Source organism: Haliscomenobacter sp., assembly GCF_040403615.1.
Lineage (GTDB): Bacteria > Bacteroidota > Bacteroidia > Chitinophagales > Saprospiraceae > Haliscomenobacter.
Genome location: NZ_JBBAKG010000058.1, coordinates 1846 through 25302, shown reverse-complemented (window position 1 = coordinate 25302; position 23457 = coordinate 1846). Strand labels below are relative to the sequence as shown.

The 23457-nt window shown below is 42.8% G+C and carries 27 protein-coding genes; 5 read left to right on the top strand and 22 right to left on the bottom strand.

Going from position 1 to position 23457, the window contains the following annotated elements; all coding sequences use genetic code 11:
• Window positions 1–52: 52 nt before the first annotated feature.
• From ABW391_RS18075 to ABW391_RS17995, 17 genes are all read right to left on the bottom strand, one after another.
• Window positions 53–901, bottom strand: coding sequence for a hypothetical protein (locus ABW391_RS18075; protein ID WP_353483310.1), 849 nt, complete (start codon window positions 899–901; stop codon window positions 53–55).
• The gene (locus tag ABW391_RS18070) at window positions 898–1302 is read right to left on the bottom strand and encodes an HIT family protein (protein WP_353483309.1); all 405 of its coding nucleotides are present in this window, start codon (window positions 1300–1302) and stop codon (window positions 898–900) included. Before ABW391_RS18070 ends, ABW391_RS18075 begins: the two co-directional genes overlap by 4 nt.
• Window positions 1299–2036 carry a GTP cyclohydrolase I gene (gene folE / locus ABW391_RS18065; RefSeq protein ID WP_353483308.1) on the bottom strand — a complete coding sequence of 246 codons (738 nt, stop codon included), beginning with the start codon at window positions 2034–2036 and terminating at the stop codon, window positions 1299–1301. The genes ABW391_RS18070 and folE overlap by 4 nt, the downstream gene beginning before the upstream one ends.
• A 1-nt stretch (window position 2037) precedes the next feature.
• Window positions 2038–2634, bottom strand: coding sequence for a DegT/DnrJ/EryC1/StrS family aminotransferase (locus ABW391_RS18060; protein WP_353483307.1), 597 nt, complete (start codon window positions 2632–2634; stop codon window positions 2038–2040).
• The gene (gene galE, locus ABW391_RS18055) at window positions 2618–3577 is read right to left on the bottom strand and encodes a UDP-glucose 4-epimerase GalE (protein ID WP_353483306.1); all 960 of its coding nucleotides are present in this window, start codon (window positions 3575–3577) and stop codon (window positions 2618–2620) included. Before galE ends, ABW391_RS18060 begins: the two co-directional genes overlap by 17 nt.
• On the bottom strand, window positions 3574–4758 hold the full coding sequence (locus tag ABW391_RS18050; RefSeq protein ID WP_353483305.1) for a glycosyltransferase family protein: 1185 nt from the start codon (window positions 4756–4758) through the stop codon (window positions 3574–3576). Before ABW391_RS18050 ends, galE begins: the two co-directional genes overlap by 4 nt.
• Window positions 4759–4772: 14 nt before the next feature.
• Complete coding sequence (locus tag ABW391_RS18045; RefSeq protein ID WP_353483304.1) at window positions 4773–4997, bottom strand: hypothetical protein; 225 nt, start codon at window positions 4995–4997, stop codon at window positions 4773–4775.
• Between the two features lie 11 nt (window positions 4998–5008).
• Window positions 5009–5467, bottom strand: a complete 459-nt coding sequence (locus tag ABW391_RS18040; RefSeq protein WP_353483303.1) for a hypothetical protein — start codon at window positions 5465–5467, stop codon at window positions 5009–5011.
• Window positions 5464–5967, bottom strand: a complete 504-nt coding sequence (locus ABW391_RS18035) for a hypothetical protein (RefSeq protein WP_353483302.1) — start codon at window positions 5965–5967, stop codon at window positions 5464–5466. Before ABW391_RS18035 ends, ABW391_RS18040 begins: the two co-directional genes overlap by 4 nt.
• Complete coding sequence (locus tag ABW391_RS18030; RefSeq protein WP_353483301.1) at window positions 5954–7363, bottom strand: hypothetical protein; 1410 nt, start codon at window positions 7361–7363, stop codon at window positions 5954–5956. Before ABW391_RS18030 ends, ABW391_RS18035 begins: the two co-directional genes overlap by 14 nt.
• A gap of 155 nt (window positions 7364–7518) precedes the next feature.
• Window positions 7519–8241 (bottom strand): hypothetical protein, encoded by a 723-nt coding sequence (locus ABW391_RS18025; protein ID WP_353483300.1) that lies wholly within the window; start codon window positions 8239–8241, stop codon window positions 7519–7521.
• 31 nt (window positions 8242–8272) lie between these two features.
• A complete protein-coding gene (locus tag ABW391_RS18020) occupies window positions 8273–9217 on the bottom strand; it encodes a class I SAM-dependent methyltransferase (RefSeq protein ID WP_353483299.1) in 945 nt (314 codons plus the stop codon).
• A complete protein-coding gene (locus ABW391_RS18015; protein ID WP_353483298.1) occupies window positions 9214–11874 on the bottom strand; it encodes a DNA polymerase domain-containing protein in 2661 nt (886 codons plus the stop codon). The genes ABW391_RS18020 and ABW391_RS18015 overlap by 4 nt, the downstream gene beginning before the upstream one ends.
• Window positions 11875–11954: 80 nt before the next feature.
• A complete protein-coding gene (locus ABW391_RS18010) occupies window positions 11955–12884 on the bottom strand; it encodes a hypothetical protein (protein ID WP_353483297.1) in 930 nt (309 codons plus the stop codon).
• 22 nt (window positions 12885–12906) lie between these two features.
• A complete protein-coding gene (locus tag ABW391_RS18005; RefSeq protein WP_353483296.1) occupies window positions 12907–14004 on the bottom strand; it encodes a hypothetical protein in 1098 nt (365 codons plus the stop codon).
• A 197-nt stretch (window positions 14005–14201) separates the two neighbouring features.
• A complete protein-coding gene (locus tag ABW391_RS18000; RefSeq protein WP_353483295.1) occupies window positions 14202–15353 on the bottom strand; it encodes a hypothetical protein in 1152 nt (383 codons plus the stop codon).
• Window positions 15354–15357: 4 nt separating this feature from the next.
• Window positions 15358–15618, bottom strand: coding sequence for a hypothetical protein (locus ABW391_RS17995; protein WP_353483294.1), 261 nt, complete (start codon window positions 15616–15618; stop codon window positions 15358–15360).
• A 71-nt stretch (window positions 15619–15689) separates the two neighbouring features.
• Here ABW391_RS17995 and ABW391_RS17990 point away from each other — a divergent pair, with 71 nt between their 5' ends.
• Together ABW391_RS17990 and ABW391_RS17985 are read left to right on the top strand one after the other, a co-directional pair.
• On the top strand, window positions 15690–16772 hold the full coding sequence (locus tag ABW391_RS17990; RefSeq protein WP_353483293.1) for a class I adenylate-forming enzyme family protein: 1083 nt from the start codon (window positions 15690–15692) through the stop codon (window positions 16770–16772).
• 32 nt (window positions 16773–16804) lie between these two features.
• Window positions 16805–17410 (top strand): hypothetical protein, encoded by a 606-nt coding sequence (locus ABW391_RS17985; protein ID WP_353483292.1) that lies wholly within the window; start codon window positions 16805–16807, stop codon window positions 17408–17410.
• Between the two features lie 38 nt (window positions 17411–17448).
• On the opposite strand, the gene ABW391_RS17980 is transcribed toward ABW391_RS17985, so the two are convergent.
• From ABW391_RS17980 to ABW391_RS17965, 4 genes are all read right to left on the bottom strand, one after another.
• Window positions 17449–18462: a hypothetical protein gene (locus ABW391_RS17980; protein WP_353483291.1), complete on the bottom strand. Its 1014-nt coding sequence runs from the start codon at window positions 18460–18462 to the stop codon at window positions 17449–17451.
• Window position 18463: 1 nt separating this feature from the next.
• Complete coding sequence (locus ABW391_RS17975; protein WP_353483290.1) at window positions 18464–19189, bottom strand: hypothetical protein; 726 nt, start codon at window positions 19187–19189, stop codon at window positions 18464–18466.
• Window positions 19186–19629 carry a Dps family protein gene (locus ABW391_RS17970; protein ID WP_353483289.1) on the bottom strand — a complete coding sequence of 148 codons (444 nt, stop codon included), beginning with the start codon at window positions 19627–19629 and terminating at the stop codon, window positions 19186–19188. The genes ABW391_RS17975 and ABW391_RS17970 overlap by 4 nt, the downstream gene beginning before the upstream one ends.
• 167 nt (window positions 19630–19796) lie before the next feature.
• The gene (locus tag ABW391_RS17965) at window positions 19797–20102 is read right to left on the bottom strand and encodes a hypothetical protein (RefSeq protein WP_353483288.1); all 306 of its coding nucleotides are present in this window, start codon (window positions 20100–20102) and stop codon (window positions 19797–19799) included.
• 37 nt (window positions 20103–20139) lie between these two features.
• Between ABW391_RS17965 and ABW391_RS17960 the strand changes: the two genes are divergently transcribed.
• From ABW391_RS17960 to ABW391_RS17950, 3 genes are read left to right on the top strand one after another with little or no spacing between them, the layout of a single operon-like run.
• Window positions 20140–21135, top strand: a complete 996-nt coding sequence (locus ABW391_RS17960) for a radical SAM protein (RefSeq protein ID WP_353483287.1) — start codon at window positions 20140–20142, stop codon at window positions 21133–21135.
• A gap of 23 nt (window positions 21136–21158) precedes the next feature.
• Entirely contained in the window at window positions 21159–22040 is an 882-nt protein-coding gene (locus ABW391_RS17955) for a hypothetical protein (protein WP_353483286.1), read from the top strand.
• Window positions 21994–23079 (top strand): hypothetical protein, encoded by a 1086-nt coding sequence (locus tag ABW391_RS17950; RefSeq protein ID WP_353483285.1) that lies wholly within the window; start codon window positions 21994–21996, stop codon window positions 23077–23079. Before ABW391_RS17955 ends, ABW391_RS17950 begins: the two co-directional genes overlap by 47 nt.
• On the opposite strand, the gene ABW391_RS17945 is transcribed toward ABW391_RS17950, so the two are convergent.
• On the bottom strand, window positions 23067–23457 hold a 391-nt coding region (locus ABW391_RS17945), incomplete at its 5' end, for a hypothetical protein (protein ID WP_353483284.1). The genes ABW391_RS17950 and ABW391_RS17945 overlap by 13 nt on opposite strands.

Here is a 23457-nt window from a genome sequence, read left to right as displayed (position 1 = left end):
CGGCGGAGTTTGTAAAGCGGGACGATGCCGATAGGCCGCTGTAAAAGAATATTTATGTGGTTAGTTTTTTTATGATTTGTTCTCGTGTGCCAAAATAACAAGGTTTGTTATGTGGAACATTTAAGGTATTAAATCTAGTGCTCAAGCGATGTTTAAGTTCAAAGTATTGAGGGTCACGTGACATGCTCTGTTGATAACCAATCTTGGGCCGAGGGCTCACTTCATATGCATTAATCTTGTTGTAATTTTCGGATAATGTAAGATCGTAACCAGAGATATAACTCAGCAATATTTCGGGCGTGTACATATAGAATGAAGTAGGGTGCTCTCCCACACTTGCAATATTGCTAACCAAATCAAAACTATGCAAGTAAAATTGATCTTGAGAATTGGTATCAAATTGCATGTCCCCTGCTCCGTAAATCAAATGTGCGTTTTGCTGATTGGCATAGTCATACAAAATACATTGCGGCACAAGATCATAATGTTTGAGTTCGGCCAGTTGCGGCCCAAATTTATCCCACGCGGATTCAAACTCACTGATAGAGTAATTCAATATAACCGGAACCCTGTTGTTTTTATAGCACCAGTATTCGGCATACCATGTTTCAATTTCATTGAGTTGGCCAATCTTGAGTATGACTGGAGTAAAGTCAATTTTGTTCTTGACCAAACGATCGGCAATGAATTCGCTGTCAAGGCCACCACTCAATGCAAGATATAAAGGTTTTTGAGCCCAACGATCAGCAATGAGTGTTGCGACCTGATCGCCGGCACTGTCAAAGTCAACATAAAGATGTTGTGCAGATTTTATTATTTCTATGTTAAGAGTTGGATCCATACTAACACGGAACCAATCATTGTGTCCTGCTGTTTTCCAGGCTATATTTTTATCAATCATTCTGGTTGCTGATATGTATCAGTTTTGTAGTTGGCCTGTCCGGATATGACACCACGTACACCACCAACAGGATCAGGCGTATCTCCGTGCATTCTTGGTATCAAATGCACATGTGGATACATTACTGTTTGTCCGGCAGCAACTCCTGCATTCAAACCAATGTTGAACGCATCGCATTGATTGTTCTGTACCATTTGACGGCCGGTTAGCAAAGCCATGCCCATGGCTACCACAATAGATTCATCTGTGTTGGCACGTGGCACAAACAGTAGATGTCCTTCTGCCACAGGATAAGCATCACGGAACACAGCAATGTGAGTGTTGCTCATTTCAGGCACCGTATTAGTCCAGGGTGCTACTTTGCCATCCTGTGCGGCTTTTAATGTTGCATAACTAATCATCTTGGTGCAAAGTCCTGTTGTAGTTTGATGTTGTCAAAGAATTCCTTCTTCACGCTTTGGTCTGTTTTGAAGGCTCCATGGAGTACTGTAGTTTGGGTGAGACTACTATGAGCCATAATACCACGATTCTCGCAACATCCGTGGGTAGCCTGAATATAAACAGCAACATCTCGGGATCCAGTTGCGAGCTCGATCTCACGAGCAATGTCCATGCAGAGCTCTTCTTGAAGAGTTCCGCGTCGGGCACACCATTGTGCAATCCTGGTGTACTTCGAAAGACCAATGAGTTTGGCGCCAGCAATGATTCCAATATAAGCAACACCCGTAACAGGTTGATGATGGTGGCTACACATGCTCTTAAGCTCGCTACGCACCACCAACATACCTTCGTATGCTCCTGCTGTGTCATTTGGGAAAGCCGTTGCATTAGGCGATTCCTCATACCTACCAGCCATAATTTCGTTGAAGTACATATTTGCCAACCGGCGAGCCGTACCTTTGGAGTTTGGGTCATTTTCTCTGTCAATCAATAATGTGTCTAACACTCGTTCAAATGCCACAGTGGCTTCGTCGATCAGTTGTGCTTTGGTTTGTTCATCCACATAGTCACTGATGTTATCTCCGGCCCAAAAACGTTTGTTGTCACGTTTCATTTTAAAACGAATAGCATCTGCTAGATATGCTTCTTCATAGCCTTTGTCGTCTATATTGTTAAACGATACTGATTCTGTCATTTTAGTCCTTGATAGTGATAGTTCTTAAATCTGCATAATCAACATGTCGAGGCTCGGGACAATGTTCTTTAATACCTTCCAGCAACGCCAAACCACGTACTGCTTCTTCTGGTGTGGGTTTATAGTGATATCCGACTCGAAATTCTTGTTGTGCGATCCAGGGTTTGATATTTAGATCTCGGCCATCATACCGCATGCGAATTATCGCATCGTAGGCCATCTTGTCATCTAGTATTATAGCACCACCGCGGCCTATATGTAAAGGCTTGTCATGCCCAAAACTTAAACATTGCATAGTTCCTGCACGATGCATGTTCCGTTCCAAACGCCTTGCACTGTCCCAAATTCTAGTATTTAGAAAAGGATATTCTCCTACCCAACGTTGCCAAGCATGATCTGAATATGCATATTTGATTCCTAACTTGTGCATGAGCATGGGAATACTTAGATAAGTGTAAGGAGTGAACTCACATTCCTGAATCTGATCGTAACGTAAGCACAATTCGATTGCGTGTGTACAACAATCGGTCATGACGGCATACGGTGCTCCAGTAAACTCTACTAGAGCGTCTTCAAACTGTTTAATTTTTTCGAACATACCAAGCCCAGGTGTGTGCGATTACGTCGGTAAGATTATAAGTGCGCCATGGCATGCCAATCGCACGATCAAACTTGTCCGAACTGGCAGTAAGCACCGCAGGATCGCCAGCGCGAGGAGGCCCAACTTCAATCGTGGGCAAATTGCCTACAACTTCTTGAACACGTTCTATAATTTGTCTAATACTAGTGCCGGTGCCATCTCCAAGATTGTAAACGTCAGATTTGATCTTGGAATCCAGTGCCAATACATGTGCGCGAGCAATATCATTCACATGTACATAGTCACGCACACATGTACCATCATCTGTGGGATATGTATCTCCATTGATACGGAATTGACCATTGTCTCGTGTGGCCTCTAACAGACGAGCAATCACGTGTGTAGCACCCGGTTCTTGTCCGTGTCTACCCTCGGGATCGGCACCACATGCATTGAAATAACGGAATGCCACGTAATCTAATCCGTAGGCCTTATAATAACTTTGCAAAATCTGTTCTATCATACGCTTGCTTTCGCCGTATGGACTTAGAGGTTCACAAGGATCTACTTCGTGACATGGATTCATAATAGGTTCGCCGTATACAGCCGCACTAGAACTAAAAATAACTCTACAACGTGGCAAACTTTTGCGAACTATGTCTAGTAGGCGCAATGTCTTGGCCACATTATTGTTGTAGTATTCTGCAGGATCCTGCATGCTTGGTCCTACTAAACTTGTTCCAGCACAGTGAATGACAGCATCTGGCTGTTTATTAATAATGTAACTCAATGCTACATCACTAGCAAAGTCTTGATACAAAAATTTGTCGCAGATGCCACGCAAGTGTTTAGGTGGGTCTCTACGATCAATGCCGTAAACTTCATGCCCTGCGTCTTTCAACAGCAAGGCAGTTTGTCCACCAATGTATCCGGCTACACCGGTAACAATTACCACGCTCATTTTTCTATTTTAACCACTTGATATTTTTCGTGTGGCACATGATCTCGGTAGCGAGGCCCCGAACGATCCCACTGAGTACCTTGACCGGTAATAATATCAATAACCCGATCAACAGTCCTATTATTCCAATCACTAATAAGGCCCATGTTGTGATGAGGAGTCTGCAAAAGATTACACATTTTGTTATAGGCATCGTCTATACTCCAGGGTACATATAAGCGGTTGGGATCATTTGCAAAGGTTTCAGGGAATGAACGATACGCTGGATACAATACATTACATCCAAGAGTGTCTGCTTCAGAGACGGTGTTGGAAACCCAGTCTTGCAAAGCACAATTAAAAAGCACACGAGTATTGTTAAGGAGAGCATAGTATTCATTCTTGCTTATGTTATCAAAGATCTTGAGTCGCCCCTCTGCCTCCATACGGCGGGCACGTTCAACATACTCTGTGTTGTTGGATCTGAGAGGTCCGCCACTGTATATTGCAAACTCACAAGGCTCGCTGGTGAGTTCACTATACATCTCAATAAGGTCCATAAAGAAACCAGGTTGTTTCTCTTGATCGAAACGAGCCGCGAACCCAACTCGTCGTGGACGATCTGCGAACGGTTTAATATTTTCTTTACCGCCAATACGCTCAAGAACTTCTGCTTTTCCAAATGCAAGACCGGAAATGTTGTAGATTGGAGCAGTCCAACCAGCAATTCGCATGTGTGCGACCATCTCTTCATTGGTAGCAAGAACCCCTGTAACAAAGTGATTGACCATTTTTTCATATGTACTCATCCATCCTGCCATGCCCCAGACATGTACAAAGTCATCGGGGTCGATGGCCTGTGCCAAACAGCGTACCCATACCTGCGGACGTTGTTCTGCAGGAATCTGATCCATGATGTAAGGCAACGACTCAATGCCAGGTTGGAACATGTCTTCAAAGTAAACAACATCCTCGCCTGTTACTTCACCGTTCTTCATGAGCTGAACCAAGTTCATCATCTGGCTCATGGCAAAATAACTGCGACCATGTGCATCCAATACCTGACCTACCGAGATTGCTTGTGTGTTATCAATAGTGGTACCTGGAACATAAACAACATCTAGACCTCTGCGATCAAACACACGCCGGTTCCACTCTGTTAGTTGCAGTGTGTAACGGGCTTCGTAACTTTCCAAGCCCATGTAATACAGTTTCCTCATGCGCGGAATCCTGCAAAGCGACGTGAATCTTCGTTCCACATGTTCTTGGCGTTTTTGCCTTGATGCCACTTGTTGAACTGTTGCCATGCATAACTCTTGAAGTTATACAGGTCCGATTCGTTGTAACGATATCCATAGTCCTGACAGAACTCCAGGAACACTTCAAGATCATTGAAGATCTCAGCAACACGTGGATTGGATTTGATAATGGGCTTGGCCATTGTGATACCTCTTAAATTTTAATTGACAGACTAGGGCGAGAAAGTTCATACTTGATCAAGGCACCGTTCTCACCATCTTCGGCCACCTCAATCCAGACCGCACGATCTGGATACTTTGTTGCAATCTGTAGATACAGATCGTCGGAAATCATCTCACAACTTTTATAATCTAGCGACAATACACCTTGGTTGCTAGAATACAGTTTTTCGAGCCATCGCTTGAATTGTATAAATTCCACATCTCGGTCGTTGTGGAATACGTCAATCCAAACCCTGAAATGAAAAATATGGCGATGAGGACTGGCCAAAAACGAAACATCATATTCATCTCCTGTTGCTAATGAAGGGTCTGTTGCTGCCGCGGGATATTTGTGAATCCCTTCTTTGCGGAACGTGACCCAAATTTTACGTTCTGCTTGGCCCATGATTCGCTCACGTTGTTCTGTTAAGGCTTGTGCTCGTTGGTTCATAATGTTTGATCCTGTTTATAGTCATCCCATGATGTAAATGTTCTACGGCTCATTAGGCCATGCAAACTATGACACCAAACGCCGGGATTGGTAGCGGCAAAGTCTTTGTCATCTATTTTTAACATTGTATTGTAATTCCACAACTTTGTATAGGGTAGACTTACTCGAATCTGTGGAATAAAGTTTCTGTAGTCACATAACGGACCATCATGGAACTCATCCACGTGAGTGATTGGAATGTCCAAACTACACAGGTATCCGTCTTGTAGAAATGGTTCAATCATGCTTTCCCAACGTTGCCACGCTAGCCTGTTGTCAGGATGGAAACTGTGATTGGCACCAAAAAAGATATGCTCACATCCGTTGCTGTGGAAGTTACTAAGTATTTCCACTGTTGATTGAACATCAATCACAAACAAAGTTTTCTTGCCAAATGCCGGAGTGCGTTCTACTTCTGTACCTACAAAGAAGTTGACGTTTTCGTGTTCAGGTCTGTTCATTTTCTAATAGATCTAGTGCTGATGTGTCTAATTGTACACTATCATCGGTTGGTTGTACAGAGTCAATTTCTTCGAATTCAAACAATGCATTGAACTGTGTGCGAGCATTTTTAGTTTTTTTACCTTTGAATCCTCGGGTGCCCACAATCTCCATCCAATATGTGTCATATTCTTCGATAATAGCATCGGCAGTCTCTCGATCTGGTGCCGCAAAGATTGCTTCCACAATGTCTTCAAATCGAGCATAGTCACCAGTGCTTCGACGCATCATAGCAGGATGTTCTCCTGCATCAAAACGTCGATTGGCTTCTTGTACTGCGGTCAAGTGCATCCAAACATTATGACCCATGAGCAACGCATATGAGAATGAATCCCATGATGTCTTGCCTTCTTTGCCAATCTTATTTAGATCGCCTGGCCGGTAGATGCAAATATCTTTCATCTTGAGTAGATCACTGATTGGTGAATCTTCCCAACGTGGATAGATACCGTCTGCTACTACGCCTGTTCCCCACTTGCGTGTGTCTGTGGAGTATTTTTTGTCATCGGCTGAAGGAGCCATGCGATACGACCATTTGCTATCGTGTTCAAAGACATTTTCAAAGTAGACCTGTCCGTTTGCTGTTGCAAGGAACGGACTGGCGCAGTCAAACGAGATTGTGAAGTTTGGATTGACATATTTTCTTACGGCCCTTTGGATTACAGTTAATAAAACAGCCCACTCCAGTTTGGAGGTTCCCAAGAAGTGCATCCAATCATGCTTGCCTTCTTGAAGTAAATTGTCATAGCGCAGTGCTACCAGTCTGCGAAGTACCAGGTGTACGTCACACATGTTTTGTCCACCCATGGACCAACCGTCAAAGTGTGTGCCTGGATACACAGCAGGATCACAGTATTCCTTCATGGTCTCATACCACTGGTCTGCTGATGTGTGATTGTCACCTTGTAGCACGTTCAAGAACTTGGCACCACCATTTGCCACACCCCGGCGGTGTTTCATGAAGTAGTCATTGTTGAACTTGGTAGCATCCACTGCTTCTTGTAGCGTAGTAATTTGACAAGCCGCCGACGCTTTCTTGTCGTGAATGACCCATGTGGGAATATCCAAGATCATACCATAGTCAGCAACGTTGTCTAGCCAGTTTAGGATTAGACTTCGTTTCTTTTGAGCCTTGGCACAACCTGAGTTGGCCTTCCAGTCACCTTCCCACAAGCCCTTAGCAATCTGGAAACCGCCTGAATCCCCGAGGATAAACGTGCCAGGCTCTCTGTTCCGTACCATGTCTTCCGACCAGTCTTGTTTAGCAAGATCGAGATTTGCATGCCCTCCAGAGTATAGGGACCAACGGTAAGGAAAAAGTGCTTTGGTAGAGTTAAGCCAATTAAGTTGCTCCATGTCACTAATGCCCTGAGGCAATCTCGCCGGATCCACATAGGGTTCATTCCTTTGCTTGCCTATGAATGTAGCATAGAACCCGCTGATGGCCGGAAGGAACACAGCGTAGTCGTTTTGCTTGGCAGTTAAGTTGTCTTGAACAACAGGATCAGTCATTACTTGCTCTGTGCTGGTAATAGATATTGATACACTGCCAGTCCAGAGTCAACTGTGATTTCTGCGGCACCATCATCACTGATGCGTACTTTCTTGTCACCGGTCAAGTCCATGATACTCACAAACTGTTTGGCGGGCCAGGCCCAGGCACGTTTCAATTGGCCGCTCACGCCCGGGTGGAACACAAAGTTGCCCGAGTGTGTAGAGTGATCACCAAAGAAAAACTTGAGATCACCGTTTTCAGTCTTGGCCTGGAAGTTTGCCTCCTCGGCATTGGCACTCATTTGCCACTTCATTCGTTGAATAGCCGCATTGGTTGGTTCAAATTCAATGTGCCATGTCACAGGGCGAATCTTGGCAGTCTTTAACTTCTCACTTACCACACCTGATGTCATAAAACGATAGTTATTTTTAAAGTCGCCAATTTTGTTTTCAAAATTAATGCCATCTGGCTCACCTGTTGAGCCTTTGGTAATAGCAAGTTTGGCATCTTCTTTGTACTCTTGCAAGTTCAACAAAGTTTTTAGTTTGCCTAGATTAGGCATACCAAATGTACCCACAAAGTCTGCCACAGGGTTGTGGAAGTTGCCGCGAATGACCACGCTTAAATCTTCTGCCAAGCCAACAATTTCGCTCTTGCTGGTGTCACCAACAATTTTAACCAAATCAATACAACCGAGGTCGTAAGTGTGTTCTACCAAGTCTAACAAGTAATCTCTCATAAGTTTCTCCTAAGTTTAAAGTATACAGGTTTTATTCAGTTTTTGCAAGTACTTTGGCTAAAGTCTGCCCACCTCGCAAGGAAACAATGTCCCCAGGTTTGCGAAACTCTATCCAACTTACATCGCCTTTACCATCGTAGGCGTTGATCAGTTCAAATCCTGTCTCGATAGCATGCTTTTCAATCAAACGACGTGGAGTGTACAGCATCCATACATGTTCTGATCGAATTACTCCGTGCGCTCGATCGCAGTTGTTGTAGGTCATGAGCACACTGCCACCGGGTCGTAGTTTTTCATAAAATTCTGTTAGGAATTTACAAATTATTGGCATGGGCTTGTGATTAAAATAGTGATAGGCAAATATTGTACCAAACTGATTGTTGGGCAGTTTGTCTAGTACAGGACCATCTGCCCAGTCGTTGATCACATACTCACGCAGTCTGCGTTGATATTCTGGTGTGAACTTGCTAATTGCTGGCCGCATCAATTCTGAGTCATGATCCACCACATACAAAGGATCCAACGGTACCATGTCTTCAATATAGGTTTCTACACCTGGGCGTATGATCATACCAGGCAATCGCCAATCGGTTAAATTTTTAAGACGTGTTCTTAATACAATATCATCCTCGTCGTCAATTCTCATACGTCTATTTAGAATACCGTCCGTGGTATCATGAATCATTTCTTCCTGATACACATGTAAACTATCAGCCAAATATTCTTGTTCTTGTTGAGCAATATCAGATCGTAAATTTTGCTTTAACAATTCAATTTGTGCAGAAAATTTTGCAATATTACTAGACAATTCGTTATATGTTTTTATTATGTTATCGCTGTCAGTTTGATATGGCTTGGCATGTTCGGTCACAACATGCGTTATATGACTTAATGTACCGGTGGCTGTAGCACATTCACTTGCAACATCTAGTGAATCAAGTAAATTTAAACGTGCAACAATATCGCTGAGTTTCATTCGAAGTCAAACAAACTGGTAAATGTATTTTCTGTGTTGGTTGCCGATGCCAGGTCCCAATCCAGCACACCCAACAAGTTATCGACCTTGCCATCCACCACAGTGGCCTCCATCTCGCCGTCATCAAATGGCAACGCAGTAAACCATGTGGGCAGTCGTTGTTCATCTGTGGGATAGCCAATGCTAGTCCACCCAAGTGCATTTGACTTGAGTTTACACACAATAGTTTTCATGCCATCCACAATCTGCATACTATAGTTGTCACCGTTCATCTTGCGCATGTTGTTCCAGTTGATTGCGGCTCGCACATGCCCTGGCATGTTGGCTTTGCCCAATCGAGTTTCTTCTGCCGCATACTTGGTCAAGTTGTTCACACGCTTGGGAGAACCTTTCTCCCAGCCTGGACGCTCTTTGAACTCATACTTGAATTCACGTATACGTTCCACAATCTCATCCTTGCCAGCACCAGCAAGTAGTTTATTTAGAATTTCTAACAAGAAGTCTTGAATTACTTTGGGGGTATCTGATCGCTTTAAATCAAGTCCTGTGGCCTTGGTTTTGCCAATTGCACCGTTGACATCCAGTCGCTTGCCTTCGATGTCAATGGCATTCACAGCATAGCGTTTCTTGGTGATAAACAATCCACGGTCTGCCACAGTCTCACGACCACACTTGATCAGTTCACCCATGTCTCGGGGACAATGGAAAGCCTGTTCCATGAAGCCAGGAAAACTTTCGTTGACTTGTTCAGCAAGGCTGTCATACAGTTGAATACAAGTTTCTTTTGACCATGCCATCCGGCCTTCTTCAACTTCTTTCTTGAGGACCGGCCATGCGGAGAAATAACACGAGTCTGTGTCACCATATATAACTGCTTTTCCCACATGGTCGTATTCGCCTGTGATGAGCTCATTAAGATGAGCGTCCATGTGCCGGGCAATTGAACGACCAGTAAGTGTTGTTGACTGTCCAATACGTTTGTCAAAGAACCTACAGCCCGGGTTAAGAATAGCCCCGTACAAACTGTTGAGGTTAATCTTTTTAACCAATTGTCGTTTGTCCCAAAAAGCAATTTCTTTGGCATCTTTTGCGTCCTTCTTTCGAGCCTGTAAGTCTTTGCGTTCACTATACCAACGCTCTAACAAGCCGGGGATAATGCCTTTCTTCTCAAATGTAAGAATAGTACCATTGGCAGTTAAAATCCAAGGTTGGTTGCTGTCAAAAATAATGTTCCAGATCTCCGCGGCCGAGTGTACCGACTCTTCGCCCGACTCCCAGTCAATTGTAATCTCAGTGCCACGCTCTTGATTCATCACGGCTGTGTATTCTAAACTGGCAAAGATGCCTTCCCAGGCAGCCGCAAAACTCTGTCCCTTGGCCATGTTGGCTTTGATCAGTCTATCAGTCATGGTCTGACGCAGTTGTCCTACCACAGTCTCTGGACCCATGTTCATGGCACGAATCGCACTGGGATACAAACTGTTGATGTCAACACTTCCAATCCATTCATGCACACCCTTCTTGGGATAGGCCACATAAGCGCCAGCGGCCTGTGTGTCTTCGTCTGTAAGGCGTTGCTTGCGGTTGGGCACAACCATGCCACGTTCATGTGCTTCGTTGATAATGGCCTGTTCAGTCACGGCTACAGCACCCATGGTGGTCTGCAATAGTACTGTATTGGCATGTGCCAGTTCATTGGCAAGATCCAAGAAGCGCAGTTTCTTGTCTAGTTTACCAATCAACAATGTGTCTTGGCGGTTGTACTCAATAAATGTCTTGAAGTGTTGGTTGTACAAACTATCCAGTGTGCCTTCGAATTGTGTCTTGCGTTCGCCTAGTTCATACTCACAAATAGCATCCAGGCTATAACTGTGACGTTCTTCATATGTGTACTTGCGATACAGTTGCATATAGTCCATATGCACACGACCAATCAAGTCATAAGTTTCGTTCTCAGCACCAAATCGTTCAAACACTCGCTTCTTGGGCAGTTGCCCCCATAGGCAAAACTTACGTGTGTCATCTTTGCTTAACACACGAATACAGCGGTTCACAGTATAAGGAATGTCATAGCCTTCTGAGTTCCAGCCACTCAACACATCTGCGTCATCGATCAATTCAAGAAATGTTTTAATCATTTCTGCTTCATCAGCAAACAAGATTGTGTTCTCAAAGTCCTTGACCAGTTCGTGAGCGGTTTCCCAACTCAAATGTTTGGGAGGCACAGCCAGAGTGACCAGTTGGTCTAGCCAGTCTAAGTAGACTGAAATCGCAGTAATGGGATTAAAAGGGTCTGATACAGGTGAGAAGCCGCGGTCTTTATCAAAAGCCACCTCAATGTCAAAAAACGCTGTGTGAAGTTCAGGCGCATCTTGGTCCTTGTAGTTTTCTTCAAGGCATCTAAAGATTGGATTGATGTCGCTTTCATAAATCGGCTTGTGGCTGTGAGCGCGGACTTCCTTGCGGAACTCTTTGTTATTGCGTGTAGAAAATCTTGATACGGGTGTGCCGTATATGCTTTGGAATTTACCTCGGGCATCATCATAATAGAAAATATAGTTAGCAGGATATTCTCGATACACACGTTCGCCATTGCGGCGTTCTACAGTGTGAATGCGATCACGCTCACGATCAAATAGTGCGTCAATATAACTCATTGTTCTCCGTTTGTGGCCGGTTAGCCGTGTACATGCTCTTTAAGTGAGCGACTCATTGTTACTTATAAAATTATTGTAGGTCAATTAATTTTTTGTATTTGGTCAATAACTTGTTCAAATTTGTTGGGCCAGGCGGACTGTAATTCCTGCAAAAGTTGTTGATTATGTTGAGCCCGGCGTTCAAAATCTTCCAGTACTGAGTCGGTATAATCAATAGGTGTCAGCAGTTGATCAAGAATCATGGTTTGTCTTTTAAAATTCAACATCTCTTGGTCGTAACTGTGATCAATATAGTCATCAAACACATCGAACCCCCAGTCACGCAAACACGACACCGCACCAACAGAACTCAACAACAACCAGGGCCTTGGTAACTGTATACTGCGCCAGATTTTTTCGGAAAAAACAATGGCGTCAGGATCATCAAAAAATGTTTCAAGGATCACAGTTCTTTCGCTATCAAGTATAGCATCTTCTATCGAAGATGTAAAATTTTTGTATGGAATTTTGCCCTGTAATTGCTGGTGTTCCTTTTCAAAAATTTCATTGCCAATCAACAACATTTCAAAATTTTCACTAGCGGACAACGTGCCTAATCGATGCTCGCACCAGTAACTTATGTGTCCATGGTCCAACAAAGATTGACGAACAAACTGGTACATCCAACTTTGTCTAAACTGACATCCTCGATTTATAAAGCAGTTGAACTTTTTTGTGGGTTTCGAATTGACATAGTTAAAATTGTAATGATACACACCAAAGTACTCAGGTGCCAAAGTTATGGTTTTCCAATCTAGAGAATTTACAACTCCATCAGTGACATAGTAATCTCTCTGATCTTCCTTGACCGAATTATGACAAAAATTTATTTCGAGAGTACGATTATTTTTTGTATATGTTGCATGGTCTTTACGATTGGTAGAATTAATTTTCCAGTTGTTGTGATTCAGCACTTGGGAAACAGTTTTTAACACTACCTTACTCCAGTCTCGACTGGGGTGGTTCAGCATCAACTGATCCTTGTACAGGTCATTAACCATGCAGATCCCCGAGGAAAGTTTGCATTGTTCCTTCACGATGTAAATCATTGGTTACACAATGAATTCCGCAGTCCCAAAAATATTTGTGACGGAATGGCACCACATGAACATCAATGCCATGTCTAGCACAAGCCGATTCAACTTGATCATTGTGAGCAGATACAACAATGTTTTTATTATCCACAATCAAAATGTTGACGTCAAATACAGTTTCGCTCACTTGACCCACCCAGGTATCAAAATAATATTCGACCATGTTCACCATGTGTTGATCATACTCAAAGTCCGGCATGTGCCATTTTCCTTTGGTACTTTTCATAGACCCTTCAAACTCTCTCATGTGTGCGTAATTGCTCGGGGGCAAGTATACCACTTCCCAATCAGGAAATGTATCAGCATAAGTAGGAATGTCACGCAAACTTATGATCAAGCCAGGCGCCACTGGACAATATGTTGCATCTCCGTGGCCCCCTGCATTGACAATCCTGTTACGAGTATTTGGAAACAACTGATCAACTTTGTTTTTAAGTACAGATTGATCTTCATCATAGCTTTGTGTGGCAAAAAATAAATCTCTGCCAATGCGACTTACAAAGCATCCACTGACAACATCTAGTTCAGTTGACCTCACTTGGTTACCTTGTTGTCGAACTAGATCAAATATATTTTGATAGCACGTGAGTTTGGCAGTGTGTTGCTGTTGGTCCCTACGATCAAATTCTTGTCTGTCCAATGTTGTCTGACTATTAAACACATGATTTGCATGACTACGGTTAGGCACGGTAGGAACCCACAGTTGGTCATGAACCATTAGGTAATAATCTCTAGGAGTTACCGGAGGTTGTATCCATCGATCATTTAGTTTTAACACTGAGAGATCTTCAGGAAACTCCGGCCTTACTACTTGTACACCGAATTTTTTTTGTAGTAGACTGATAAGACCTTGATAATCTTGCTCGGTCTCTTCAGCCATGCGTTGGAAACGCTGACGCATGTTGTCATTTTGAATCCATGAATAAAATTCTGGATCGTAGGTTCTTCCTACCACACAGACCTTTAGTGGATCCCAGTGTTGAAATACAGAATACATTTAGAGTGTTTTGCCCACAGTTTCCAAAATTGTTTCCAGGGTCTCGTCGCCATTGCGCCGTTCTACAGTATGAATGCGATCGTGCTCACGATCAAATAAGGCGTCAATATAACTCAATTTTTCTCCATTTGTGGCTGGTAGGCCACGATACATGCTCGTTGAGTGAGCGACTCATTGTTACTTATCATGTAAAATAATTAGAAGTATTTTAGTTGTTGCGTAATCAGCAAATCAATCTCGTTGCTAACTATAGAAATATCATTGAGATACATGTTCGGCAAAGTTGTATAAAAATGATTATAATTGTAATCAACTATAGACTTTATATCTGCTTTTAATTTTGTTAACTCAGTCAATGACATGCCTGCAATACGATCAATTTCTGACAGAATAGCATTGAATCGATGAGGTTGTTCTAAACCATCATAACTTTCATCGATAAACGGTGAGAACGTTTTAAACCCAATGTCTTGTAAAAATTTTAACGAATATCGAGATCCAAACACAATAAAAGGTTGTTTTGCAGCTATAGGTTTAAAAATTTTTTCAGTAAAAAACGGTGCATGTTGTCCTTTGTATGTTTCGGATACCAAATTACAAAATGTCTGATTGTATGTGTCAATGTTTGATATAGGAGGAATCCCACCGTTACTGATTGATTCATTTTCAATTCGATACGGAATTAGATCAAATATTTCACTTGGTGGAATATATCGATCGGTCATCTTATCAAAGTTGTACCTGTTTAAATAGTAATCAGCATCACGGCTAATTAGTGTGTCAAATCTGTTGCGTAGTGTGTCTCGTCCGCTATATCCTAAATAACTAAAAATTGATTTGTCTAGCAAATTTTTTCTATAAAAATAACAAAACAAACTGGTCCTTAGCAAAGACGACCTTCCGTTATAACTCAAAAAGTGAAATTTTAAATCGTCAACAAGATCATATTCGTTGACTTTTATTATGTTGTTGTAATGCTCATAGAATGTAGGAACAAAGTATATTTTTAAAATGTCTTCAAATTCTATGACCTCAACTGGGTCATACTCAAATGCGGTTAACAAGATAAAAAAGTTTTTTTTCTTGCCAGTTTGCTTGTAGTATTCAAGATTGCTTTTAAAAATATGTTTGAATTTGCCAAATTCTAATAGATCTCCAATTTGGGATAGAATTATAATTTTACCCGGATCTATTAAAAAGTTTTCTTCAACCATTGTATCAAAATCATGAAATTTGACATGTGGCTCATGCTTGATAACACATGTTCTCAATTCCTGAAACACTGGGCCACACACAGTCCATGCCTTTTGGGACAACATATTATTAGACACAAACTGATTTTGATGCATACACTCAAAGAGTTTTGCCAACTGTTTCTAAAATAGTTTCCAGTGTTTCGTGATCTTGTTTTTCTTGTCCGAATGTGGCCTTGTGTGCCAATTTGATGGCCTTCTTCAAGATAGCAGGCTTGACTTCTAGTTCCTCTGCTACGGCTTTGATAGTGTCATTAAGTCCACCTTGCAAGGTGTCAATCTCATGCATGACTTGCATGCCCTCATTGATGATTTGGGTGAGTTTGATCTTTTGATCACCATTGAATGTTTTTGCTGTCATAGTGTCTCCTAAAACTAAATTATACAGGGTTAAATTGTAGATAGCAAGCGATTTGGCAAATAAGTATTCACATGAAACGAGCCGTACTTTGCGTAGAAAATCCCCAGGACTATATCAAACAATTAGATGATTACAGCATCATGATTGTGAATCCTTCTGCGGTAGACTCACGCCGCAAATATTTATTGGATGCTGCCGATTGGAGTGTGTTGATAACCGATCAAGGCGTTCAAAATCGACCCGGCGGCAACCATGGCAATGAGCGTGTGTTTTGGTACACCAGCGGCACCACCGGCGACAGTAAGTTTTGCAGTTTTACGCAAGAACAAATAGACATGACAGCCGAAACTATTTGTAGCAGTTATGATCTTTCGGCCAATGATAGATATGTAAGCATAATGCCACTATGGCATGCACATGGTCAAGGATTTTATTGGGCCACACAACGGGCACAATGTGAAACACACTTTCTCAAAGTACAGGACATAAGGCGGCTGCCGGAATATCAACCAACATTTGTTACCGCAGTACCAGATATACTACGTGTGGTGTCACAATTGGATTTTGATAATTTACGTTTTGTAAGATCTGCAAGTGCGCCATTATCAAATTCATTATACCAACATCTTGTGGATCGATTTTGTGTTCCAGTGTGTGAGGCGTTTGGCATGACTGAAGCATTGAGTCATTGTTTCACCAATCCCTTGCATGGAGAACAACGAATAGGAACAGTTGGATTACCCGATGGTATTGAAGCATACATAGTAGATGGTCAATTGTACATACAAGGCCCTTGTGTGTTTCAACCCGGATGGTACAACACCGGAGATCTAGCACAGCAGGATGAACATGGTTATTATCGAATTCTAGGTCGGCATAGAGATCAGATCAACATCCGAGGTAAAAAACTCAATCCTGACAGTTTAGAAAAACAATTGCTTGCCGGTGTGCCAGGGCTAGAACATTGTGTAATATTTGGTTCAAATTCTGTAAAATGCTTGTATGTAGGTGCGTGTGATTCACAAGACATTGTACAATTTTTACTAACACTAGAAACCCACTGTCGTGTTGCTATGATCAAACAGGTTGATACAGTTCCTGTTGGTCCATCGGGTAAGATATCAAGATCTTGGTTGGATCAGGCGTACCTATGAATCGATTAATAGCATTTGGGTCTAGTCCTATCATGGCCTTTGATAAAACTATTGTGCCTTACCCAAAGATTATTGCTAATCAACTGAGCATTGAATACGATTCACAGGCCAAGTCTTTAACATCAAATAGCAAAATAGCCAGGAAAGTATTGAGTTATCCTAATTATCAAAATGATATGGTATTGGTATCTTGGACCAGTACCACACGGTCAGAGTTTAGAACCGAACATGGTTGGACCGCTACCAACTTGAGTACCTATCAACCTGGATCTGGATTTGAGGAGCATTGGTATCAAGGCCCCGGACAATGGGAGTACACTGGAGTGAGCACAGCCCTTAAAGAGATGGTATTGGTGCAGAGTTTCCTGCAATCACGTGACATACCTTATGTGTTCTTGTTTGACAACAATGAAGTGTTACACAGTAGGTTATATCAAGAACCCGATGCTTATATAGGTGGAATAATTTCTTCAATAGACCAAAGTAAAATTGCAACGTTTGAAGGACAAGGATTTGTACCTTGGTGTGAGGCACAAGGTTATTCACGTGTGCATGGTAATCATTTTAATACTCCTGCACACGAACATGCCGCTAATGTGATTAGTGCTCACTTTCGATCAGGAGTAGCGAATTCCTGATCTGAGGCAGAAGCCGCCCACTCGGTCCTAAGGCTGAGTTAGTGGGCCACTCGCTGGCTATATTCTCTACGACGTTGAGCACCTGTTTGGGTCACGTGTTCAAGTATCTGGTTACGCACGGCAAATGCTGATTCATTCACAGCACCGTACCGGACAAAGGTGTCGTCAACAAACTGTTTGATACGTTGTACATCTTCTTTGGTCTCAACCATTTGTAACATTTCTGTTACTGGTTGTTTTAATGCTTGTGCAATACGTTGATCCAGTTTGGCTTTTTCGTCTGCGGTTGGGCCGCCGGCAGTTACTTTGGTTCCTGCTGGAGCAGTTGGCTTAGGTAAGTTGATACCAGTCTTGATATTAGGTGCATAGTTCACACTCTTGTATCCGCCACCTTGTTGAGCAAAGTTAGGTGCGGCCGGTTTCTTGGCGGCGTCAGCATCACGTGCAGCCTGACGGCGAGCAACTTCTCTACGTCCAGCATAGCCGGGACCCTTTGGATCTTCGCCGGGGAATGTGCCTGCGGCAGGTTTTGCTGTGTCTGTTGGTGTTGGTGCAGGTGCTGTAGAAGTACCTGGATTCATTCTAGCCTGTAATTCGTCCACAGTCCAAGGTTTACCGGTAGCAGGATTTGTACCAGCATAGGCTTGTCTTTGGGCTCCACCTGTTTTGGCAGGTGGGGCTGTTTGTGCATCGGTTTGACTTGCTGATTGTGCTGGATCAATCTGATTGTTTTTTCCAAATTTCTTTGATATAAAATCTGTTAAACCTTCTTCTAGATGTTTATCAGACATGTAATTTAAGTATAAATTTTGTTCTGAACCTTCCGCCACACCTTGCTCTTTATCTTGTGCCGCCTTTTTAGCAGCTTCACGTTTCTTGCGGAAGATTTCGCGGAAGTAATCATCATCCTGTTCTTTACTGTAAGGATAGTCACTAGGAGCACTACGGCGTTTTGGTGGCGTATCACCAGAGCGTGGATAATCAATACCTGGCAAGTCGTATGGACCGCCTTCTTGGAGGGGCTTGGGTGTGAATAATTGGTCTACTATCATATTATCGTTCTTCTATATAATCTTGGGATAGGTCTTGTTTCTGTCTACGCTTTTGAAACAGTCGCACTGCCATGTCAGCATGGTCAATGCGGGGGAATCTTGTGGGCAAACTACGCTCACCGTGGCGTACTTCGTAACCTAACTCGTCATTGCCATAGCACTCCAGGCATGTGCCATCTTCTAGGGTGTATGTTCTTGCTGGTGATTCACTCACAGCCGACATCGGAGCAGCAGGTGCTGCCACTGAAGCCGCTATGTGATCTTCAACGCCGTGTGCTACTTCTGTATCAGCAGGATCGCCAATGGGTTGCACTTCCTGGTCCCAGGTAGCGTTTTCATCTACCTCGCCATCATCACCGATATTGAGATCATGTTTGGCTTTGTTTACCAAGTGGCTGTCGAGTTTGTTTTCTTTTTCTAGTTTCTCAAGATAATCAGCAAACTGTCCCTTCACGCGACTGACCATGTCTTCTCCAACTTCTTGCATGGCTTCTTCAAGACTTGGTTTGCGAGGCTCCACTGAGTCACCAACCATGTAACCATCTGCAGGATGTTTCTGATAGGGCTTCTTGGTCAGTGTGGTACTGATACTTTGTGGCTTGAACAAGGCCGGCAATTGCGGTACACCTTTTTGTTGTTGATTCAAACCGTGCTGGACTGAGACTGGGGTGCTCTTTCCCTCAATCAAGGCCAGTCTTTCAATTATGCTGTAGATGGGATCCATCATGCCCGCTCATCTTTCAAGAAACTTCTCAGCATCCAGCCATGCTTTTGTTGAGCATCAATGCGTTCTGCTATAAAATTTGCAATGCCTTGCTGATTTTCTTGTTCAGCAACAGCAAATGTTTCGTTCAGTAGATCCAGTAGTTGGGTGTTATTGGCCAACAGTTCTTCGATCATGAGACGGGCACGTGGGATTTTTGTTTGTCCTTTGATGATGGTAAGTTCACTAAAGCGTTCGTAACTGCCAGGTGCGTAATCACCTAGTGCTCTAATGTATTCTGCTGTGCGGTCTATGCTGTTGTTGTAGACTTCTTCGTATAGTTTGCCAAAAAACTTGTGCAACTGAGCAAAGTCAGGCCCTTCCACATTCCAATGAAACAATTGAGCTTTGAGACTGAATGCATATTCAGTTGCTAATAGAATTTTTAAACTGTCCGCGAGCATTTTTGTTCCTTTTGTATTCCTTGGGCGTGTTGGGTGTGGGATCCGAACTCGTTACATATTTACCTGTCAGCATGCTTCCGCCATTTCTTGCGATCATGCCCATGGGAGTTGCAGTAGGAGCCATTCCGCCTGCGCAACTGGCGCCTGCAGACGCAGTTTCCATTATTTCATGCATTTTCATGTGAGGATTCCTGAATTAAAATATTACCGTCTTGATCCACACTAGCAGGACCGTGTGTGATTCTATAGTTGTTGGTGGTCAGTGTGGCACTTTCAATATCAACCAACTCATAGCGTATTTGATATTGACCAGGTTCGGCCAGTATCTGTAACTGTTCTTCTAGATAATGGTTGGCCCAGATCCAAGTGCGTTCTGTAAACAATTCATCATTAACATAGCATCTGTAGCGCGGAGGCTCATCAGACCAGTTGCAGTGGACATCAGTTAGAGCTAGTACAAATTCAGTTCGCATTTAATATTTATCAAAATAGACTACTATAAATATTTGTATGCTTAAACTGTCAGAAATACGCTGTGTGCATGTAGAACTAACCACACGGTGCAATGCACGTTGCCCCATGTGTATGCGCAACTACAGAGGTATGGATTATAATTCAGGGTATCCTGACACTGAATTGACCCTGACTCAATTTCAACACATTGTCGGTCCAGTGATCCATCAGTTGACCCATGCCAATTTCAATGGCAATTTAGGAGATTTTGCATCAGCACAAGACGCACTAGAGATAGTTGAGTATCTTGTGGTCCACAATATTATAATAAACATCAACACCAACGGCAGTTTACGCAACCATGATTGGTGGCGGAGGTTGGCCAAGCCCGGAGTCACAATAGGGTTTGCACTAGATGGCCTGGCAGATACTCATGCGTTGTACAGGCAAGACACTGACTGGAATAGAATCATTGCCCATGCACAGGCATTTATCACTGCCGGTGGTCGTGCTGTATGGAGGTTTGTGCCGTTTGATCACAACAGGCATCAAGAAGAGCAATGTCGACAACTGGCAAACGACATGGGATTTGTCAAGTTTGAAAACATTTATGATGGACGCGATTCAGGACCGGTATTCTCAAGAACAGGAGAATACAGTCATAGGATTGGCACAGACTCCGGACCTGCTGACCGTATACCGCAGATCAAAGATTTGGTGCAGAGCCATATCACGTGGTTTGATCAGCGCACAGTACAGTCTCATAAAGATGTTCCTGATTTAAAATTACGGTGTCAACACAAGATCAAGCAAGAAATCTACATAGCCGCAGATGGATCAGTGTACCCCTGTTGTTATCTGGGATTCTATCCTGACACCATGCACCACCCAGGTAACTCACAAACAAAACAATTGGTTAGAGAAAACAACGCACTCGAATATGATTTGGCACATTGCTTAGACTGGTTTGACTCTGTAGAGCAAACCTGGAGCCGCAACAGCATTGCTGATGGCAGACTGTATCAATGTGTCAACAGTTGCTCAATCAATTAAAAAACATACTTTAAAAGGAAAATATGACCAGTGCAAAAATTTTATATCTAGCACGTTACCGTGTACCGCATGCTATCATGAGCCTGCAACCAGAGTTTACCCGGCACCTCATTGGTGTGGATAGGACTTGTATTGCCAGTCCTGTACCCCAAGAAGAACTGTGGCCTATATTTGAAAAATACGGCATAGACACTACAAAATTTGACTATGCCCCAGATTCTGAAATCTACAGATTATATCCTGAAGTCAACAACTGGGTGTTTGACGGTGATTATAGAACATACTGGTTGCGTCAACAGGCCATCAAGTTTGCATTCTTAGATTATCTTGATTACGATCTCATGATCATGCACGACTGCGATTGTTTGTTGATCAAGGATTATGAACCCTTCAAAAATGGCAAGTTAAACTTCATGGTATTAGAAAATGAACGTCACAGTTGGGGTTACTATGAGAGTATTAAAAATGCTCTGGGATTTGAACGCTTGACTCCGCATTGTTTTATTTCAGAATTTGTGCCTGTACTGAAAAAAGACTTCAACGATCTGGTACAGTTCTTGGAACAGACACACAAGAAAAAATGGCTAGATGCCATGATTGACTTATGCCCACCTGAGCCAACAGTGCCACCTTGGGGCAACGGAGAACTCGTACGCTGGTTCAGTGAATATGAATTTATCGGCAACTGGGCCATGAGTCGTCAAGACGTCACAATGGAATTTCAACGCAGATATCATTATGATGACATGGAAAAGATAGGTAACTTCGATACCAATTATCATACTGCGGTATGTGATGCAGTACCGGATCTAAGCAGAAGTTTGCAATTTGACTGGGACCGTAAAGCGGTGGTAAACTTTGAATACTATATGGACAAGATACGTGAACAATTGGCAAAACCTTAAGGTATATTCTCCTGGATATCAAGCAATTGACTGGGGGTTTGATTACCCTCAGGTGGTTGATCTAAGCACAGCATTGGAACAACCCACAAGTATTGCAGTTCTTCCTGTTTACTACAACAACCCAAAAGACTTTGCTTACAAAACTGAATTCGACGGATTAGACTTAACACAGTTTGATTTGGTGTTGTTCACCGACATCGAATTTCGTAGGCAAACAGATTTGATCAACTGGATAGAAACCACTGGTGCAAAAAATTGGTTGCTGACTGTGGGAGGATTGTACTCGGATGAAACACTGGACTCCAGGACCATTTATAGGCCAGCATGGATGTTTACATTTTTGCAATGGAATCCACCACGTGAAGAGTTTCCAATGGATAGACCGTTTTTGTGGGAATGTCTACTGGGAGCAAGACGAGAGCATAGAGATTTTGTAATGTTGAGTTTTCAACAATCTGGACTGTTAGATCAAAGCATCGTGAACTATAGAAATATTTTTATGGGTTTAAGGGATCATAAAGTTAGTCTAGGTGTACAACAAAAATTTCCCGGCATTGAAATGCAATATCCCTATGTAAGTCCAAACCTGGATCCTACATGGGAAGTCCGTGGTGGCAAACTTGATAACACCATATCATCAGAGGTGCCGTGGGAAATCTGGAACCGTTGTTATTACAGCATCATTATTGAAACACTAGGCGATGGAAATTGTTTTTTGGCAGCAGAAAAAATAGGCAAGTGTGTGCTGGCCCGCAGACTATTTGTGCATTTTGGTGCGAGTGGGTGGTTGGCCAACTTGCGCATGTTGGGATTTGAAACTTTTGACAGTGTGCTGGATGAAAGTTATGACTCAGTTACTGATAAAGTTCAACGCTGGACACAGGCATTTGAACAAGTAAAAGCATTGAGCAAACAAAATCCGCAAGACATATTGCAAAAAGTTCGCCCTGTACTAGATCACAATCACAATCGATTGTTTCAACTGCGGCAAGAAAAGTTTGATGCCATGCGGGCCATGATTGAATCTCAGTTGAAATGAGCAAGCCAATGCTGATAGAAGTTTTCAGCAATGATTTCTTGTCCGGCAGGACTGGAATGATATCCTGGATCATCTCCTCGAAAAGGATTGTTGCCACAGATGGCCTGTGGAGAATTAGCAGAGTCTAAATTTATATAGTGATCAGGCACTAGTGAAGGAAATGCCGCTCTCCATTGTGCTTGATTGTCAGGATCAAAAGGCCATAACAGATTAGGTAATACCAAGAACTTGATATCGTCCAGGAACATGGTTATTATACCTTCACGTATAATCCACTCATCGCATTGTTTTTTCCATGCATTATCATAAATCGAATCGATCCAGTGCCTGATGCCGTTTTGTGCCGGTTTTGTAATCCGGCCCATTCGGTAAGGATGC

Excerpts from the sequence above, each read along its gene's own strand:
- ABW391_RS18040 (WP_353483303.1), bottom strand. The coding sequence starts at position 5,467 with ATGAACCAACGAGCACAAGCCTTAACAGAACAACGTGAGCGAATCATG.
- ABW391_RS17970 (WP_353483289.1), bottom strand. The coding sequence starts at position 19,629 with ATGCTCGCGGACAGTTTAAAAATTCTATTAGCAACTGAATATGCATTC.
- ABW391_RS18075 (WP_353483310.1), bottom strand. The coding sequence starts at position 901 with ATGATTGATAAAAATATAGCCTGGAAAACAGCAGGACACAATGATTGG.
- ABW391_RS17990 (WP_353483293.1), top strand. The coding sequence starts at position 15,690 with ATGAAACGAGCCGTACTTTGCGTAGAAAATCCCCAGGACTATATCAAA.
- ABW391_RS17985 (WP_353483292.1), top strand. The coding sequence starts at position 16,805 with ATGGCCTTTGATAAAACTATTGTGCCTTACCCAAAGATTATTGCTAAT.
- ABW391_RS18025 (WP_353483300.1), bottom strand. The coding sequence starts at position 8,241 with ATGAGAGATTACTTGTTAGACTTGGTAGAACACACTTACGACCTCGGT.
- ABW391_RS17975 (WP_353483290.1), bottom strand. The coding sequence starts at position 19,189 with ATGATGGATCCCATCTACAGCATAATTGAAAGACTGGCCTTGATTGAG.
- ABW391_RS17980 (WP_353483291.1), bottom strand. The coding sequence starts at position 18,462 with ATGATAGTAGACCAATTATTCACACCCAAGCCCCTCCAAGAAGGCGGT.
- ABW391_RS17995 (WP_353483294.1), bottom strand. The coding sequence starts at position 15,618 with ATGACAGCAAAAACATTCAATGGTGATCAAAAGATCAAACTCACCCAA.
- ABW391_RS17955 (WP_353483286.1), top strand. The coding sequence starts at position 21,159 with ATGACCAGTGCAAAAATTTTATATCTAGCACGTTACCGTGTACCGCAT.
- ABW391_RS17965 (WP_353483288.1), bottom strand. The coding sequence starts at position 20,102 with ATGCGAACTGAATTTGTACTAGCTCTAACTGATGTCCACTGCAACTGG.
- ABW391_RS18030 (WP_353483301.1), bottom strand. The coding sequence starts at position 7,363 with ATGGAGCAACTTAATTGGCTTAACTCTACCAAAGCACTTTTTCCTTAC.
- ABW391_RS18050 (WP_353483305.1), bottom strand. The coding sequence starts at position 4,758 with ATGGGCTTGGAAAGTTACGAAGCCCGTTACACACTGCAACTAACAGAG.
- ABW391_RS18060 (WP_353483307.1), bottom strand. The coding sequence starts at position 2,634 with ATGTTCGAAAAAATTAAACAGTTTGAAGACGCTCTAGTAGAGTTTACT.
- ABW391_RS18045 (WP_353483304.1), bottom strand. The coding sequence starts at position 4,997 with ATGGCCAAGCCCATTATCAAATCCAATCCACGTGTTGCTGAGATCTTC.
- ABW391_RS18035 (WP_353483302.1), bottom strand. The coding sequence starts at position 5,967 with ATGAACAGACCTGAACACGAAAACGTCAACTTCTTTGTAGGTACAGAA.
- ABW391_RS18005 (WP_353483296.1), bottom strand. The coding sequence starts at position 14,004 with ATGTATTCTGTATTTCAACACTGGGATCCACTAAAGGTCTGTGTGGTA.
- galE (WP_353483306.1), bottom strand. The coding sequence starts at position 3,577 with ATGAGCGTGGTAATTGTTACCGGTGTAGCCGGATACATTGGTGGACAA.
- ABW391_RS18000 (WP_353483295.1), bottom strand. The coding sequence starts at position 15,353 with ATGCATCAAAATCAGTTTGTGTCTAATAATATGTTGTCCCAAAAGGCA.
- ABW391_RS18015 (WP_353483298.1), bottom strand. The coding sequence starts at position 11,874 with ATGAGTTATATTGACGCACTATTTGATCGTGAGCGTGATCGCATTCAC.
- ABW391_RS18070 (WP_353483309.1), bottom strand. The coding sequence starts at position 1,302 with ATGATTAGTTATGCAACATTAAAAGCCGCACAGGATGGCAAAGTAGCA.
- ABW391_RS17960 (WP_353483287.1), top strand. The coding sequence starts at position 20,140 with ATGCTTAAACTGTCAGAAATACGCTGTGTGCATGTAGAACTAACCACA.
- ABW391_RS18010 (WP_353483297.1), bottom strand. The coding sequence starts at position 12,884 with ATGCTGAACCACCCCAGTCGAGACTGGAGTAAGGTAGTGTTAAAAACT.
- ABW391_RS18020 (WP_353483299.1), bottom strand. The coding sequence starts at position 9,217 with ATGAAACTCAGCGATATTGTTGCACGTTTAAATTTACTTGATTCACTA.
- folE (WP_353483308.1), bottom strand. The coding sequence starts at position 2,036 with ATGACAGAATCAGTATCGTTTAACAATATAGACGACAAAGGCTATGAA.